Annotated in this window: 12 protein-coding genes; 2 read left to right on the forward strand and 10 right to left on the reverse strand. The window is 62.2% G+C overall.

Going from position 1 to position 15,467, the window contains the following annotated elements; all coding sequences use genetic code 11:
* Positions 1-46 precede the first annotated feature (46 nt).
* The 5 genes from ACQK2M_RS18370 to ACQK2M_RS18390 form a co-directional block, all read right to left on the reverse strand.
* Positions 47-3,007 carry a bifunctional [glutamine synthetase] adenylyltransferase/[glutamine synthetase]-adenylyl-L-tyrosine phosphorylase gene (locus ACQK2M_RS18370; RefSeq protein WP_425418976.1) on the reverse strand — a complete coding sequence of 987 codons (2,961 nt, stop codon included), beginning with the start codon at positions 3,005-3,007 and terminating at the stop codon, positions 47-49.
* Between the two features lie 82 nt (positions 3,008-3,089).
* Positions 3,090-4,499, reverse strand: a complete 1,410-nt coding sequence (locus ACQK2M_RS18375; RefSeq protein WP_425418977.1) for a sensor histidine kinase — start codon at positions 4,497-4,499, stop codon at positions 3,090-3,092.
* 10 nt (positions 4,500-4,509) lie between these two features.
* A complete protein-coding gene (locus ACQK2M_RS18380) occupies positions 4,510-5,181 on the reverse strand; it encodes a winged helix-turn-helix domain-containing protein (RefSeq protein WP_425418978.1) in 672 nt (223 codons plus the stop codon).
* 151 nt (positions 5,182-5,332) lie between these two features.
* Complete coding sequence (locus ACQK2M_RS18385; protein ID WP_425418979.1) at positions 5,333-6,862, reverse strand: Do family serine endopeptidase; 1,530 nt, start codon at positions 6,860-6,862, stop codon at positions 5,333-5,335.
* Between the two features lie 150 nt (positions 6,863-7,012).
* Positions 7,013-8,236 (reverse strand): OmpA family protein, encoded by a 1,224-nt coding sequence (locus tag ACQK2M_RS18390; protein ID WP_425418980.1) that lies wholly within the window; start codon positions 8,234-8,236, stop codon positions 7,013-7,015.
* 156 nt (positions 8,237-8,392) lie between these two features.
* Here ACQK2M_RS18390 and ACQK2M_RS18395 point away from each other — a divergent pair, with 156 nt between their 5' ends.
* On the forward strand, positions 8,393-8,941 hold the full coding sequence (locus ACQK2M_RS18395) for a hypothetical protein (protein ID WP_425418981.1): 549 nt from the start codon (positions 8,393-8,395) through the stop codon (positions 8,939-8,941).
* The gene (locus ACQK2M_RS18400; RefSeq protein WP_425418982.1) at positions 8,917-9,969 is read left to right on the forward strand and encodes a hypothetical protein; all 1,053 of its coding nucleotides are present in this window, start codon (positions 8,917-8,919) and stop codon (positions 9,967-9,969) included. Before ACQK2M_RS18395 ends, ACQK2M_RS18400 begins: the two co-directional genes overlap by 25 nt.
* A 37-nt stretch (positions 9,970-10,006) precedes the next feature.
* Here the strand turns inward: ACQK2M_RS18400 and ACQK2M_RS18405 are convergent, their stop codons facing one another.
* Genes ACQK2M_RS18405 through ccmI form a run of 5 tightly spaced genes read right to left on the reverse strand, consistent with a single transcriptional unit; the run spans position 10,007 to position 15,375 of the window.
* On the reverse strand, positions 10,007-11,230 hold the full coding sequence (locus tag ACQK2M_RS18405; protein WP_425418983.1) for an alpha/beta fold hydrolase: 1,224 nt from the start codon (positions 11,228-11,230) through the stop codon (positions 10,007-10,009).
* 37 nt (positions 11,231-11,267) lie between these two features.
* Positions 11,268-11,708 (reverse strand): cytochrome c-type biogenesis protein, encoded by a 441-nt coding sequence (locus ACQK2M_RS18410; protein WP_425420087.1) that lies wholly within the window; start codon positions 11,706-11,708, stop codon positions 11,268-11,270.
* A 48-nt stretch (positions 11,709-11,756) separates the two neighbouring features.
* Positions 11,757-13,745 carry a heme lyase CcmF/NrfE family subunit gene (locus ACQK2M_RS18415; protein ID WP_425418984.1) on the reverse strand — a complete coding sequence of 663 codons (1,989 nt, stop codon included), beginning with the start codon at positions 13,743-13,745 and terminating at the stop codon, positions 11,757-11,759.
* On the reverse strand, positions 13,742-14,194 hold the full coding sequence (gene ccmE / locus ACQK2M_RS18420; protein WP_425418985.1) for a cytochrome c maturation protein CcmE: 453 nt from the start codon (positions 14,192-14,194) through the stop codon (positions 13,742-13,744). Before ccmE ends, ACQK2M_RS18415 begins: the two co-directional genes overlap by 4 nt.
* On the reverse strand, positions 14,191-15,375 hold the full coding sequence (gene ccmI / locus ACQK2M_RS18425; RefSeq protein ID WP_425420088.1) for a c-type cytochrome biogenesis protein CcmI: 1,185 nt from the start codon (positions 15,373-15,375) through the stop codon (positions 14,191-14,193). The genes ccmE and ccmI overlap by 4 nt, the downstream gene beginning before the upstream one ends.
* Between the last annotated feature and the right edge of the window lie 92 nt (positions 15,376-15,467).

Genomic DNA, 15,467 nt, shown 5'->3' on the forward strand with positions numbered 1-15,467 from the left:
TCGTTCGTCACCCCCGATGCGTAGAAATGCCGACCCGCGCTTCCCTTCACGGTTCGGAACGCGGATCTCCAAGGACGGAACGGAATATCTCCGCCACATTGTCTTCGGTCTCCGCAATGTGCGCCCGCAAGGTTTCCAATGTCGGAAATCCGACGGCCGCGCACAGTCGATCGATCAGTCCTTTCGGTGCGGTTTCGGGGTCGAACCCCTTCTCCGAACACAACCGGACAATCTGCATGATCGCTGTGTAATCGGAAAAGGCGCGGACAAGGAGATCCTTTGCGTTTTTGTCCAGTCCGTCATCTTCCGATGACCTGAAGATATGCGCGGCGTCGCGTTCGTTCAAATTACGATTTGGTAAGCCGGACAACACCATGAACTGGGCAATAAAATCGACGTCCGTGAGGCCGCCTTCCGCCAGCTTGACGTCCCAGGGCGAACGAGCCGGCTTCTCCTTCAAAAGACGACGGCGCATGGAGACGATGTCGGATTTCAGTTTCTCGATATCGCGGGGCATCTCGAGGATTGCCGTCAACTCGGTTTCCGTCTTCTCGCGCAGGCCCGGATCGCCCGCGACGGTGCGCGCCCGGCAAAGCGCCTGGTGTTCCCATGTCCATGCGTCTTCGCGCTGGTACTTCGAAAAGCCCCGGAACGATGTCGCGAGTGGCCCCATATTGCCCGACGGGCGAAGGCGGAAGTCGACCTCGTAGAGAACGCCTTCGGCGGTTGGCGCGGTCAGCGCGGCCATGAGGCGCTGTGTAAGCCGCATGAAATACATCGAGGCCACGAGCGGCTTTTCGCCGTCGCTCTCCGCGTCATTGGGCGCGTCGTAGAGCAAAATTAGGTCGAGGTCGCTGCCTGCGGTCATTTCGCGCGAACCGAGACGCCCCAGTCCGATGACGCACACCTCGCCCCCCTCGATGTTGCCGTGTTTCTCGGCGAGTGCGTCACGCGCCGCTTCGAGCGCATATTCGACGATCAGTTCGGCGAGATCGGCGAGAGCCTGTCCGGCGCGCAAGGGCTCCAGGCTGCCCGTCAGAAGCCGTACCCCGATCAGGAAGCGCTGCTCCGAGGCGAAGATACGCAAACGATCCAGCGTTTCCTCATAAGCGCGCGCCTCGCCCAGAAAGTCCTCAAGTCGTCCGCGCAGATCCTCCTTTGCGGGAACACCCGTAAAGAACGCCGGATCGAGCATGCCGTCGAAGACAAGCGGCTTTGCGGCGATGATCGCTCCAAGCCGTGGCGCCGCGGACAGGATCAGCGCCATCAGATGGATCAGCCGGGGGTTGGATTGCAGCATGGAGAAGACCTGGATGCCGGCGGGAAGCCCGGACAGAAACCGGTCGAAGCCGATCACCACATCGTCGGGCTGGCCGCTTTCCGCGAAGGTCTTCAGAAGAAGCGGCGTGATCTCGGTCAGCCGGGAGCGAGCCCGCTCCGATTGCACCGCCCGATACCGGCCCATGTGCCACTGGCTGACGACCCGCCAGATGTCGCCGGGGCGCGAATAGCCCATGCGGGAAAGGGTTTCGACCGTTTCGGGGTCCGACTCGCCGCCCGTAAAGACAAGATTGCCTTCCGAGCCGAGTTCGGCCTCGTGTTCGAACAAGGCCGCATAGTGGGTCTCGACCGTTCGCAGCGTTTCCAGCAAATCCGCGCGAAACGTTTCGGCGTCCTCATATCCCAGCATCCGGGCGACACGCTCCACGCCTGCCGGGTCATCCGGGAGCTTGTGGGTCTGTTCGTCGGCGATCATCTGGATCGCGTGCTCGACGCGGCGCAGGAAGACGTAGCACCGGCCAAGCACCTCGGCCGCCTGCTGTTCTATGCAGCCATGCTCGGCAAGCGCATCGAGCATGGCAATCGTGCCGCGCCCGCGAAGCTCCGGCACCCTGCCCCCGAAGATGAGCTGCTGGGTCTGGACGAAAAACTCGATCTCGCGGATCCCGCCGCGCCCCAGCTTGACGTTATGCCCCTCGATCGCGATCGACCCATGTCCCTTGTGGGCATGGATCTGCCGCTTGATCGAGTGGACATCGGCGATGGCTGCGTAGTCCAGATGCTTGCGCCAGACGAATGGGCGCAATTCGTAGAGGAAGCCCTCCGCGGCTTCGATATCGCCGGCGGCGGGTTTCGCCTTGATCATGGCAGCGCGTTCCCAGTTCTGGCCGCGCGCCTCGTAATAGACGAGCGCCGCCTCGACCGGGATCGCCAGCGGGGTGGAGCCGGGATCCGGCCTCAGCCTGAGGTCCGTGCGGAAAACGTAACCGTCGCCCGTGCGCTCCTGCATGATCCGCACGAGACGCCGCGTCATCCGCCCCATGGTTTCGCCGATCATGTAACGGTCGGGCCAGGACAGCCCCGCCGGATCGGGGTCGAACAGTGCGATCAGATCGATATCCGAGGAGTAATTCAGCTCATGGGCTCCAAGCTTTCCCATCGAGAGCATGATCCACCCCGAGCCGGCCTCCGGCTCATCGGGATCCGACAGGGTCAGCTTGCCGGTATTGTGGGCATCGCGCAGGATGAAGGCGACGGCAGCGCCCAATGCCGTTTCCGCAAACCGTGACAGCCATGTGGTCGTTTCGCAGACATGCAGCGCGCCGGCGATGTCGCCAAGTGCGAGCAGGAGGTGGAGGACTGCTTTCTCCCGGCGCAAAGCGGTCATGATTTCGGCTTCGCTCGATGCGATCCCTTCTCCATGGCGCATTGTTTCGGTGCGCCGGAGGATCGACTCCAGAGCCTCGGTCAGGGGAACATCGAACAGGCTTTCAAGAACGTTCGTCTGTCGCTCGATCTGATGACCGAGGAAGGGAGACAGCACCATCACCGCGACGAGGAACTCGGACAATTCGCCGCCATCGCGAACAGCCTCGCCCAGTCGGACAGCACCCGCCTTCTCGCAAGCCGCGAGAAGGATGCCGTGCGCTTTCTCAGCCGCTGCCGCATCGCCGGGATGAATCGTCTTCGCCGGTTTTCCAAACCAGGCCGTGCCGTCGTCCGCCAAGCTCCCCTCCGCAATATCACGAGTCTCGTCAACGGTTTGGAGGACGAGGCCGCGAAACCGATTCAAGTCTGTGCGGACCGGTCTAAGACCTTGCGACGGGGAATGACAAGATGACTTTCAGTCCGGGCTCGCCATCTTTCAGGTCGAGCGATCCGCCATGCAGGCTCATGATCGCGGAAACGAGACTGAGGCCGAGCCCGGAGCCGGGCTTGGTGCGGCTTTCGTCGAGACGCACGAACCGGCCCTTGACCCGTTCCTTGTCCTCGTCGGCAACACCCGCCCCCTGGTCGGCGACGGAAAGGCGGACAGTGTTCGTCGCCTTGTCCACGGATGCCGAGATGATGATTTTGCCCCCGGCCGTCGCACCATATTTGATGGCGTTGTCGATCAGGTTGGTCACGGCCTGTCCGATCAATTCCCGGTTTCCGGGGATCGGCAATGGCCCCTCGACCTCGTTGACCAGCACCATGCCGGCATCCTCGACAAGCGGTTCGTAAAGCTCACAAACCTCACCGGCAATCGCCGAAAGATCGACGTCGTCCAGCTTCTGTTTCGAAAATCCGGCCTCGACACGACTGATCAGCAGCAAGGCGTTGAACACCTTGATGAGCTGGTCGGCCTCGCCGATCATGTCCTCGAGGACGGTCCGATATTTCACATCATCGCCATCACGGGCCAACGCGGCCTCGGCCCGGTTGCGCAAGCGGGTCAACGGCGTTTTCAGGTCGTGGGCGATGGAATCCGAGACATCCCGCAAGCCGTCATTCAGCTTCGAGATCTTCTCGATCATGGTGTTGAGACTGGCCGAAAGCCGGTCGAACTCGTCATTGGCGCCGGTTACCGGCAGGCGGCCCGACAGATCGCCCGCCACGATGCGCGCGCTCGCCTCCGAAACACGGTCAATGCGCTGCAGGGCGCGCCGCCCGACGAAGAACCAGATCAGGAACCCGCCGAGCGCCATGACGCCGAGCGCCGTGATCAGTGCCTGCCGCACGATTTCACGGAATCGCTGCGGTTCGCCGAGATCGCGACCGACGAGGATGCGCATGCCGTTGTTGACGACGATCACCTGGGCCAATGCGTGCGGCGCCTTTTCCCTGTCCTCGATCACATCGACATCATCGCCGAATCGCGCATAGACGAAGGGATTTTCGGTCCATCCCTCCTTGTCCAGGACACCCGGCTCCAGCGCGATCACGTTTCCGGAAAGGATGCGCCCGGTGTTGTCGGCGATAATGTAGAGATTGGCACCGGGGCGGCGCGACCGGCGGTCGATTTCGCGCACGAGAACGCGGAGCCCTGCCCTGCGATAAACCTGGCCGAGATCACGCACCTCATCGACGACCGCATTTTGCGTCTCGTTGACGAGAAAGCGCGCCGCCGAACCGGTCATGTAGAAGACGAGGAATACCGCGCAGGCGGTGAAGAGAACGAGATAGAGCGCCGAAAGGCGCGCTGCTGTGGTGTTGAAGACTGCGAGCAGGCGTTTCATCGCGGCGGGCTCAGTCGCGCATCATGTAGCCCGCACCGCGGATCGTATGCAGGAGCGGCTTGTCGAAACCCTTTTCGATTTTCGAGCGCAGGCGCGAGATGTGCACGTCGATGACGTTTGTCTGCGGATCGAAATGGTAATCCCAGACATTCTCCAGAAGCATCGTGCGGGTCACCACCTGACCGGAATGACGCATGAGATATTCCAGCAATCGGTATTCACGCGGTTGCAGCACAATCACCTGTTCGGATCGCTGAACCTCGTGGGAAAGCCTGTTCAGAACGAGGTCGCCAACCTGGTAGCGCGTTTCATGCTCGACGCCATTCTGACGCCGCAACAAGACCTCGAGGCGAGCGAGCAGTTCAGAGAAGGCGTAAGGCTTTGTGAGATAATCATCGCCGCCGGCGCGCAGTCCGGTAACCCGGTCATCGACTTCCCCGAGCGCGGATAGGACCAGCGCGGGGGTCATGTCGCCTTTGGCGCGCAGCGACGAAATGACGGAGAGCCCGTCGCGCTTCGGCAGCATCCTGTCGACCACGAGCGCGTCATAGGTTCCGGTATCGGCCATCGCATAGCCGTCATCGCCATTGTGGGCGACATCGGCCGTATGGCCCGCCTCGTCCATCGCCTTCTTCAGGTAGGCGGCGGCCTCGGTGTCGTCTTCTATGATCAGGACTTTCATGGGACGTTTATCGCGCGGTGCGACGGCAAAGAAAAGCCGGGGCGTAAGGAGAGGATTGGCGACGGCAGGTTGAGGGGGAAGGCCTGCCGCCGCCAGTGTTGTCTGCCCGGGGGGATGACATGGTTCGTCCGGGCAGCCAAACAGTTTGGGATCAGCCGCGGCCGATCGGCATGGCGACAAACCGGGTGGTGTCGTCACGTTCCAGCAAAATCAAGGCCGCCTTGCGTCCGGAGTTCGCGACGTCGTCAAGAGCGTTTTCGATCTCCGACGCGGTCGCGACCGCCTCGTTGTTGACCTCGACGATCTTCTCGCCGGCGCGGATGCCGGCATCGGCTGCCGCGCTGTCCGGATCGACATCGGTGACCACGACGCCGTTACCGTCCTCGGCCGGCGCAACCGTCAGGCCGAAATCGGCAAGCGCGGTTTCGGACGCCTGATCGGGTGTGGACGGCGCTGCCGCAGCGGTCTTGGCGCCAGGCAGTTCACCGAGTTCGACGGATACGGTACGTTCCTTGCCGCCGCGAATGATCGTCACTTCGACTTTCGTGCCCGGATCGAAACCGGCGATCTGGCGCGCCAACTCGCGCGGACCTTCGACCTCGTTCCCGTTTACCGCGATGATGATGTCGCCGGAGCGGATACCCGCCTTGGCGGCCGGGGCGTCTTCCTGCGGGTCGGCGACGAGTGCGCCGGACGTCCGATCGATACCCAGCGATTCCGCAATATCCGCGGTCACCGGCTGGATGGCGACGCCGAGCCAGCCGCGTTCAACCGAACCATCGTCCATAAGCTCCGCCACAACGCCCTTGGCGACGGAGGCCGGGACGGCGAACGCGATACCGACATTGCCGCCGGACGGCGAGAAGATCGCCGTGTTCACGCCGACGACTTCACCGTTGAGATTGAAGGTCGGGCCGCCGGAGTTGCCGCGGTTGACCGCCGCATCGATCTGGATGAAGTCGTCATAAGGGCCGGCGCCGATATCGCGACCGCGTGCCGAGACGATACCGGCCGTGACCGTTCCGCCGAGGCCGAAGGGATTGCCAACGGCAACCACCCAGTCGCCGACGCGGACCTTGGTGTCGTCTGCGAAGTCCACATAGGTGAACTCGCGGTCTTCTTCGACCTTCAGCACGGCAAGGTCGGTGCGCTGATCGGAACCGATCAGTTCAGCGTCCAATTCGGTTCCGTCATCCATCACGACGGTGAATTCCGTGCCGCCGTCAATGACGTGGTTGTTGGTGACGAGAAAGCCGTCTCCGGAAATGAAGAAGCCGGAGCCCTGGGAAACCGGACGCGCGCGGCGCGGGCGCTGCGAACGACGATCGTCGCGGCTGTCAGGACCGCCGAACTGGGGGCCGAACTCACGGAAGAACTTCTTCAGCGGATGATCGTCCGGAAGGTCGTCGAAGCCGCGGCCGCCGAAGCTGAAATCGCTGGAAGCGGGCTGGATGTCCGACTTGACGCGAACCGACACAACGGCCGGCGAGACTTTTTCGATAATGTCTGCAAAGCCAGGCGCCACGGCTGGCGTCTCGATGCGCACGGCCTCGGCATTGGCCACGCCGCTGGTCGCAGCGGAGAAGCCGGAAATGCCAACGCCGAGCACGGTCGTCGCGATCAGCGCGGCGGCGAGCTTGCGGGTAACGGAGTTGCGAGAAGAATTGTTAGGGGTCGTCATCAATTCACGTCCTCGGTTTGAATTGTGCAGGCCGGCGTTTCCGGCCCTAGAGGACAGATATAGGGAAGCCAAAATTACATGCCGCTTTCCACAACATGAAATATTGGTAATGTTCGGGCTGAACGATGCCCGCCGGAAAATGACTTCGGCCTATCGCCGCACGACTTCAACGCGGCGGTTCAGTGCCTTGCCGTCCGCGGTGTTGTTGCTGGCGACCGGTTCACTCTCTCCCCTGCCAGCCGGCTGCATCCGCGTCGCTTCGATGCCGGCATCCGTGAGCCAGGAAACCACCGACGCCGCGCGCCGCTGAGACAGATCGAGGTTGTAGGCGTCATCTCCGTCGGAGTCCGTGTGCCCCTCGATGGTCACATCCAGCGACGTATCGGATGCAAGCGCTTCGCGGAGCTGTTCCAGCGCGGCGCGCGAAGAGGCCTTCGGTACATCGCTGTCGTGATTGAAAAGGATACCGTAGATCTGGACTTCGCCGGCTTCCTGCAGCGCCGCGACAATCGGGTTGACGGGCTGGATGTCGCTGCAAGGCGTCGTGGTCCCCTCTGGCGCGGGCGGACCGCCCCACGCGTTTCGGCTTCGCTGGCGATAGCGAACACCGGCAAGGGCACCTTTTGAATCGATGGTCATGAAGGCATTGCCCTGAATCCCCTGCTCGGAGGTCCAGTTGAGGAGCGCCACACCTTCATTGACCGAACCGGAGAGAGTGCCGGTGCTGCGCCCACTATTCTCGATGTAGCAGCCCGTCAGTGCTGCACCATCCTGTTTGAGTTCGATGAAATCGACCCGGCCACTCTGGAACACGCCGGTGAAACGATCCGTATCGGACGGGGCCACCGTCGTTCCATGTGCGGCCGCCTCGTTGAAATAGAGCCAACTCGCATCGGCGGACTGCGCGCCGTTTATGGTGTAACGCAACCAGCGAACCGGTGTTGAGATGGCGCTTGGCGCAAGCGTCTCGCCGTTCGGCGCAGCGTCAAGCGTGGCGAGCGTTGCGAAACCGGCGTCCGGCCCTTCAGCGGACCCTTCGATCAAGACATTACCCGCCGATCCGCCGGCGACGCCACCGGGGCGGTCGCCTGCACCGATAATGCCCGCCTCCGTGATCGTCGCCGGTGCGATCAACTCAAAGACGAAGACATGCGGCAACGGAACCTTCTTCGTCGAGGCGTTCCAGTTGCTTTCCGGATCGCCGTCCGTCAGGGCAAGCGCCCTGAGGGGATCGGCAGCGGCCGAAACGAGGACAGCTCCCTTCGCCAGGGTGAGAAGATCATCAGGCGCCGGCGCGTCCTCGGCGGTTGCGCCTGCACATGGCATTAAAATACCGAACACGATGACAACCATCACTGCGATTCGTTGAATCATGCGCATTACTCCTATCGCAGTGGTTGCGTCTCCTTGCAGGCTAGCGCGCTATCATTGCGGGAACAACTGCAATACCGACTACCGCGACGCGAGGCACGCGGAGGTTTGCCGGAAGCTCGGCACGCCAGCGAAACAAAGACAAAGAAAGGTTCATCCGTGACAAAGAAACGAACTGTCGCCTACTCCGTGGTGATCGGCCTTGTCGCGCTTCTCGTCGGCGCTGCGCTGGTCATCGGCCAGGTCCGGAAGGTGGATGCGATCTTCGCGGCGAACGACGCGCGAAAGGCGGAAGGCTACTATCTATCCGAGTTCGAGTTCGAATTGCTGAGTGTCTCCTATTACCTCGACAAGGGCCGTTACCTGGACGGTCTGCGGCGTCTGAACGAGATTCACGCCAAGTTCGTCGACAGTCAGGGGCTGGTCAAAGTCCCGGCATTCTCCAGCGTCGAGGAGCAGCTCGATTTCTACCTGGACCGTCAAAACCCGGAAACCGGGGCGTTCTATCCCAACGCGACAGATCCCGTCTTCGCTTATACCGGTGTCACGGCGAACATGATCAACCTGATCGACGACCTGTCGCGCCGCGCCGGCAGGCCTTTCGCGCTGAAATATCCTCTGCGCTTCCTCGAGCGCATCGACACGCCCTCTGAAATGACGGCCGCGCTCGACGATGCGGGAGCGTGGGGTTCATCGGGACGAAATTGAAGCCGCTCTTCGTCAGTTCGATCGAGCTCAACGACCTGCTCGAACAATGCGCGCGCCTGGATATCTACCCCTTCCCGGCCGAAGCGAAGACCGCTTTCCTGCAGTGGTTCTACGACAATCAGGATCCGCAAACCGGTCTTTGGGGACCGCGAGACCGCGCGAGCGGCGCGATCATCGACGGCGGCGATATCGGCGACAGCGGCAAAATCATCAAGCTTTTCGTCGATGACGACGCCAAGGAAATCCATCCGGAGTTCCCGCTGCGCTACAGCGACCGCATACTCGCTTCGACCATTGAGCGGCTGTCCACGCCGCTGCCCGCGCGTCTCGACGAGACGCATCGCTGGATTATCGACCGCGACCGGGGCTTCCGGCTCCTGACCAAGTATATCTGGGCCAAAGGATCGGAGGAAGACCGGGATACGATTCGCGACATGCTCTCGGATTTCGTGCGGCTACGCTTCGAGCGGTTCTTCGTCCCCGCCGACGGAGCGTTCAGTCTTTATCCGGACAGCGACGCCGCCAATCTCGACGGAACCAGCGAAGCCGGCGGCATGCTCGATTATATCGGCGCGCTTACGCCCGACCGGCAGAAGCGCTTGTGGGGCGATGCGTCAGACCTTGGGACCGCGCAAGTCGACGAAGTTACCGGCGCGGATCTCGATCCGGTTGCCGGAAAGGCCGAGGTCAACGCCATCCGCTTCTATGCGGACGACCCGCAGGGCGATTATCTGCGCGCCGTCGCGGCTGTCTACTACCCGCGCGCGACACCCGTTCTCGACATGGTCGATTTGGTGCCGCGTATCGAGACGTGGCTCGACACGACCACGCAAACCATGGGCAATTGGGGCTCGAAGGACGGTGTCCGGGAAAGGCTGTCCGTCGTGACCGTCGATCCGGCCCCGGTCATCGAAACTGGCGATGTCGCCGGCATTGACAGGTTGCTGCAGGAAAACGGCAGCCTCGTCGCCATCGGCTTCGACGTGCTGCAGGCACCGCGCTACCGGATGCAGTTCGTCACCGGATAGGGCGGCACCGACCGACAGGCGAACGCGGCGGCCGGCCTTATCGCTTCACCACTGTCACGACCTTGGCGCTCGCCTCCAATGTCCTGTGGACCGGGCACTTGTTGGCGATCTCCTCGATCTTTGCCGCGAGTTCCGGCGCGATCTCGCCGTCGATGGAGATATGGCGCTCGAAACGATCGATCTTGCCGCCATGCGCGCGTTCCTCCTCGGTGCATTCAACGCAGTCCTTCGCGTGGACCTTGGCGTGGCTGACATCGACAGTGACCGCGCCCAGCGACAGTTTCTTGAAATCCGCATACATGCGAAGCGTCATCGACGTGCAGGCGCCCAGGGCCGCGCCGAGGAGGTCATAGGGCGACGGGCCTGTATCGGTTCCGCCGGCTGAGACCGGTTCGTCCGCGAAAAACCGGTGCAGCCCGGCCTGAACGGTATTCTGAAACTTTGATTCACGTGTCTCGGATACGCGTATGTTTTCGATCGGTTTTTCGCCTTGCGGCTCATCGGCAGGCAGGAAGCGGGTCGCCCATCCGGCGATCACATGGGCGGCGAATTCGGCATCTTCCGGTTTGGTCAGAAGATGGTCCGCATGATCGAGCGAGATATAGCTCTTGGGATGGCGCGCGGCCATGAAAATCCGCTCGGCATTGTCGATCCCGACGGTTTCGTCGAGCGGCGAGTGCATGATCAGGAGCGATGCTTTCAGCTTTGGAAGGCGATCGAGCAGATTGGATGACCGCGCGGCGTCCAGGAACACCTTTCCGATACGGAACTGGCGGCCGCCAAGGGAAACCTCGGCCTCGCCGTCCCGCTCGATCGTCTCAAGATCCTCGTGGAACATGCGCAATATGTGCTCGGTGTCAGCGGGCGCGCCGATGGTCACAACACCCTTGACCTCCGGAATGTCATGCGCCGCCGCGAGCACCGCCGCCCCGCCCAGCGAATGACCGATCAACAGAACCGGCGCTTCGACATGCTCACGCATATGATCGGCCGCGGCAACGAGATCGGCGACATTGGAGCGGAACGACGTGTTGGCGAACTCGCCTTCCGACGAGCCGAGACCGGTGAAATCGAAACGCAATACCGCGATGCCAAGCCGGGACAGGTTGGATGCGATCCGCCGTGCCGCGAGGATGTCCTTGGTGCAGGTGAAACAATGGGCAAACAACGCGCAGCCACGAAGGGCGCCGTCGGGCATGTCCAGCCGCGCGGCAAGCATTTCGCCGGTGGCCGAGGGGAATTCCAGTTTCTGAGTCGCCATCGCCGCCTCCGATCAGGGTTGGGCCGAAAGCCGGATGTTACCGGGACCCGTCTTCGGTATCAGACATTATCCGGGACAGTTTCTCCTGCTCCTCGGCCGTCAGACCGCTGGCCGGCGCTGCGCCGCGACGCATTCGGAAAAGGAAAAAGATCGCGGTCAATCCGAGCGCGAGACCGATCAGAGGGGTTCCCCAGAGCAGCATGTTGCGCGCGGAAAGTCGCGGCTTCAGCAGCACGAACTCGCCATAGCGCGCGACGACGAAATCCATGACCTCTTCGTCCGTGTCGCCCTCCACGAGACGTTCGCGCACGATGACCCTCAGGTCGCGGGCAAGCTCGGCATCGGAGTCGTCGATCGACTGGTTCTGGCAGACAAGGCAGCGCAACTCCGCCGAGATGTCACGCGCGCGCCTTTCGAGAGCCGGATCGTCGAGCACCTCGTCCGGATTGACCGCATGAGCCGCGCCCATGGCGAACATCAGGATAGCAAGGGCGGCAAGAAAACGTTTCACGGCGTGTCCCCTGCCCTATTCCGCGGCGGCAAGCGTCTGGCGACGTTTGGCCGACGGCACGGGCGCTCCGATCCGCAACCTGCGGTCGGATAGCGAGAACAGGCCGCCGATGACCATCAGGACCGGCCCAAACCAGATCAACGTGACCTGTGGTTTCCACCAGAGCCTAACCACAATCTGATCGGTGCCCTCTACAGGATCGCCGAGCGCGATATAGATCTGGCTGAAGCCGGTCGTGTGGATTCCGGCCTCCGTAGTCGGCATGCCGCGCGCGGTGTAAAGGCGCTTGGCCGGCGTGATCGTCGCGACGGGATCGCTGTCCTGCGAGACCTGGAAGGTGGCCACGTCCTCTGTGTAATTCGGTCCGCGCCGCGATTGAGCCCCCTCATACGTCACGGCATAGCCGGCGAGTTCGGTCGTATCGCCGGGCGCCATGCGCAGAACCAGTTCCTCCTGAAACGCCGTCACCGATACGATGCCGAGCGTGATCACGCCCAGACCGGCATGAGCGAAAGCCGTTCCCCAGACCGAACGCGGCAAGCCCCGCAGGCGATAAATAGCCTTCGTCATTCCCGCCTTGGGCAGACCGGATTTCTGCCAGACTTCGGCGAAGGCCCCGAACAGAAGCCAAAAGCCGATCGCGATGCCGACGGCAGCCAGCACCGGAGCGCCGGTCGCGAAATAGACCGTGGCGAGGCCGGCCAGAAGCGCGATGCCCGCAAAGACATAGAGCCGTTGCGCCGCGCCAAAAAGATCGCCGCGTTTCCATGCAAGCAATGGACCGAAAGGCACAGCCAGCAGGAGCGGGATCATCAGCGGCACGAATGTCGCGTCAAAATACGGAGCCCCAACCGAGATTTTTTCGCCAGTGACCGCCTCGACGAGCAACGGATACAGGGTTCCGACGAACACGGTCGCGGTCGCGGTGGTCAAAACGAGATTGTTGAGCAGCAGTCCGCCCTCGCGCGAGATCGGGTGGAACATGCCGCCGTTTCCAAGCGACGACGAGCGCAGTGCAAACAGGAACAGCGCGCCGCCGATAAAGAAAACGAGGATCGCTAGAATGACGACGCCGCGTGTCGGGTCGGATGCGAATGCATGCACCGAGGTAAGCACGCCTGAACGCACCAGAAATGTGCCGAGCAGCGACAGCGAGAAAGCCAGGATCGCGAGCAGGATGGTCCAGACCTTCAACGCCTCGCGCTTCTCCATGACCAGTGCCGAATGCAGAAGCGCAGTTCCCGCCAGCCACGGCATAAAGGACGCGTTTTCGACCGGGTCCCAAAACCACCAACCGCCCCAGCCAAGCTCGTAATATGCCCAGTAGGACCCCATCGCGATGCCGGCAGTCAGGAAGATCCAGGCGGCCAGGGTCCATGGCCGAACCCAGCGCGCCCACGCCGCATCGATACGCCCCTCGATCAGCGCCGCAATGGCGAACGAGAAACTGATCGAGAACCCGACATAGCCGAGATAAAGCAGCGGCGGATGGATCGCGAGGCCGACATCCTGAAGGATCGGGTTGAGATCGTTGCCTTCAAGCGGAGCTGGCGACAAACGGGCAAAAGGGTTCGAGGTGAACAGGATGAAGCCCGTAAAGGCCATCGCGATCAGCCCCTGCACCGAGATCACCATGGCTCGAAGGCTTGGCGGCAGGTTGGAGCCGAACAGCGCAACCATCGCGCCGAACAAGGCGAGGATCAGCACCCAGAGAAGCATCGATCCCTCGTGATTGCCCCACACACCGGTAATCTTGAAGAGCAGAGGCTTTTGCGAATGCGAATTCTCGACGACGTTGAGAAGCGAGAAGTCTGACGACACATAGGCCCAGGTCAGCACGGTAAAGGCGAAGGCCAGTGCGGCGAATACAGCGAAGGCAATGTTGGGCGCCATGGCGATCTGGCGGGCGTTTCCGGTTTTCACGCCGACAAACGGTATGACGGTCTGGAGGACCGCCAGCATCAGGGCCAGAACGAGTGCGTAATGTCCGAGTTCGACTATCATTGTGTCGCGCTTACCTCATCTCCCTGCCAGTAGCCCTGTTCCTTCAGGCGGTCGGCGACTTCCTTGGGCATGTAGGTTTCGTCATGCTTGGCCAGCACCGTATCCGCAAGGAAGGTCCCGTCCTGCTGCAACTGCCCCTCGGCAACCACGCCCTGCCCCTCACGGAACAAATCCGGCAGGATGCCGGAATAGCGCACGAGAATACGATCGTTGGCGTCTTCGACGGCAAACTCGACACCGGAACTCTCGGCATTCGTCACAGAACCCATTTCGACGAGGCCGCCGAGACGGATACGGCCACTGTTTTCCTCGGGCGCAGCGAGAAGTTCGGTCGGCGTGCGGAAGAACGTCACCTGATCGCTGAGAGCAGTCAACACCAGCGCGACCGCGACACCCAGAAGGGCCAAGGCACCGAAAATCACCGTGAAGCGTTTCTGTTTACGGGTCATTGGGTCGTGTCTCCCGGTAGTGAGATGCCAAGCGCCGCCGCGAATGCCACGATTTGTCCGCGCTTTGCGTCCTCCTTTGAGAACGCGCTAGCCGCACGGGCGAGCGCATCCTCGGCATCAGTCTGTCGTCCCAGAACGACATAGGAGCGGATCAGCCGCTGCCAACCGCTGACGTCGTCGGGTTGTTCGCGCAACCGCGCATCCAATTGCGCAATCATTCCCGCGATCATTTCATTGCGGTCTTCCGCATCCATGGCCTGGACGTCTCGCACCGTTTCCTCGTCGAGCTGCGGAGCAGCCGATCCCGGAGCAGAGGCGAGCATTTCGCCGCCATAGCGCCGCAAGCCTTCCTGGGCCGCGGCTTGCCATTCAGGCGCCGCGGCGCCCGTTTCGAGCATCGACTGCCAGTTCTTGACGGCTTCAGCCACATTTCCGGCTTCGGCAGAAGCAAGCGCGAGGAAGAACCGTGCGCGGCTGTCACCTGAATCGAGAGCCACGGCACGTTCGAATTCGGCACGCGCATCAATATCGACCGAACCCGCGAGCATGTAATACGCCTGCCCCAGCCCGGACCGGCGCGCGGCAGTTTCGCCCTGTAATGCGGTGGCCCGCTCGAAAGCGTTGCGCGCATCAGCCGCCCGACCCAGCCGTAGATACATCGGCGCGAGCACGTCCCAGCCGCGCCCATCCTCGGGGTTCGTTTCAAGATGGGCTTCGGCGCGCGCGACAAGTTCGCGAATATCCATCCCTTGCAGGGTTTGCGAGGCTGCCTGCTGGCGGATTTCATCGACGCGTGCGGCGAGAGGCTGCGCCTCCATGCCCGGCGAGCCCGTCATCGAATAGACCAGCGCCGCCGCCAGCGGGGCAAAAAGCGCCGAAGCAACGACGAACGCCCTGCCTCCGGATGGTAGCGCCTTCTTTCCGGAAGCCTCCATGTTCACCGCCTCCTGGGCGGCGATCAGGCGACGCCCGATTTCCGCACGGGCGTATTCAGCCTGTGCAGGCGCTATCGCGCCACGCTCGATATCGGCATCGAGCTCGCGCAGCTGGTCCTTGTAGATTGTCAGATCGAAAGCGTGTTCGTCCGGGTCGGACTCCGTCTTGTCCGCCCGCAGAACGGGCAGGAAAACGATGCCGAGCAGCAGAAGCGTCAGCGAAACAGCGAGAATGACGAACAACATGATGGTCAATTAAATATGCAAGTCAGACTTGCCAATGGAATTCGCCGAAACGCGACATTTTCACGCTTGCGGGATACGCGCCTTGATCTTGA

The organism is Oricola indica (assembly GCF_965227485.1).
GTDB classification, from domain to species: domain Bacteria; phylum Pseudomonadota; class Alphaproteobacteria; order Rhizobiales; family Rhizobiaceae; genus Oricola; species Oricola indica.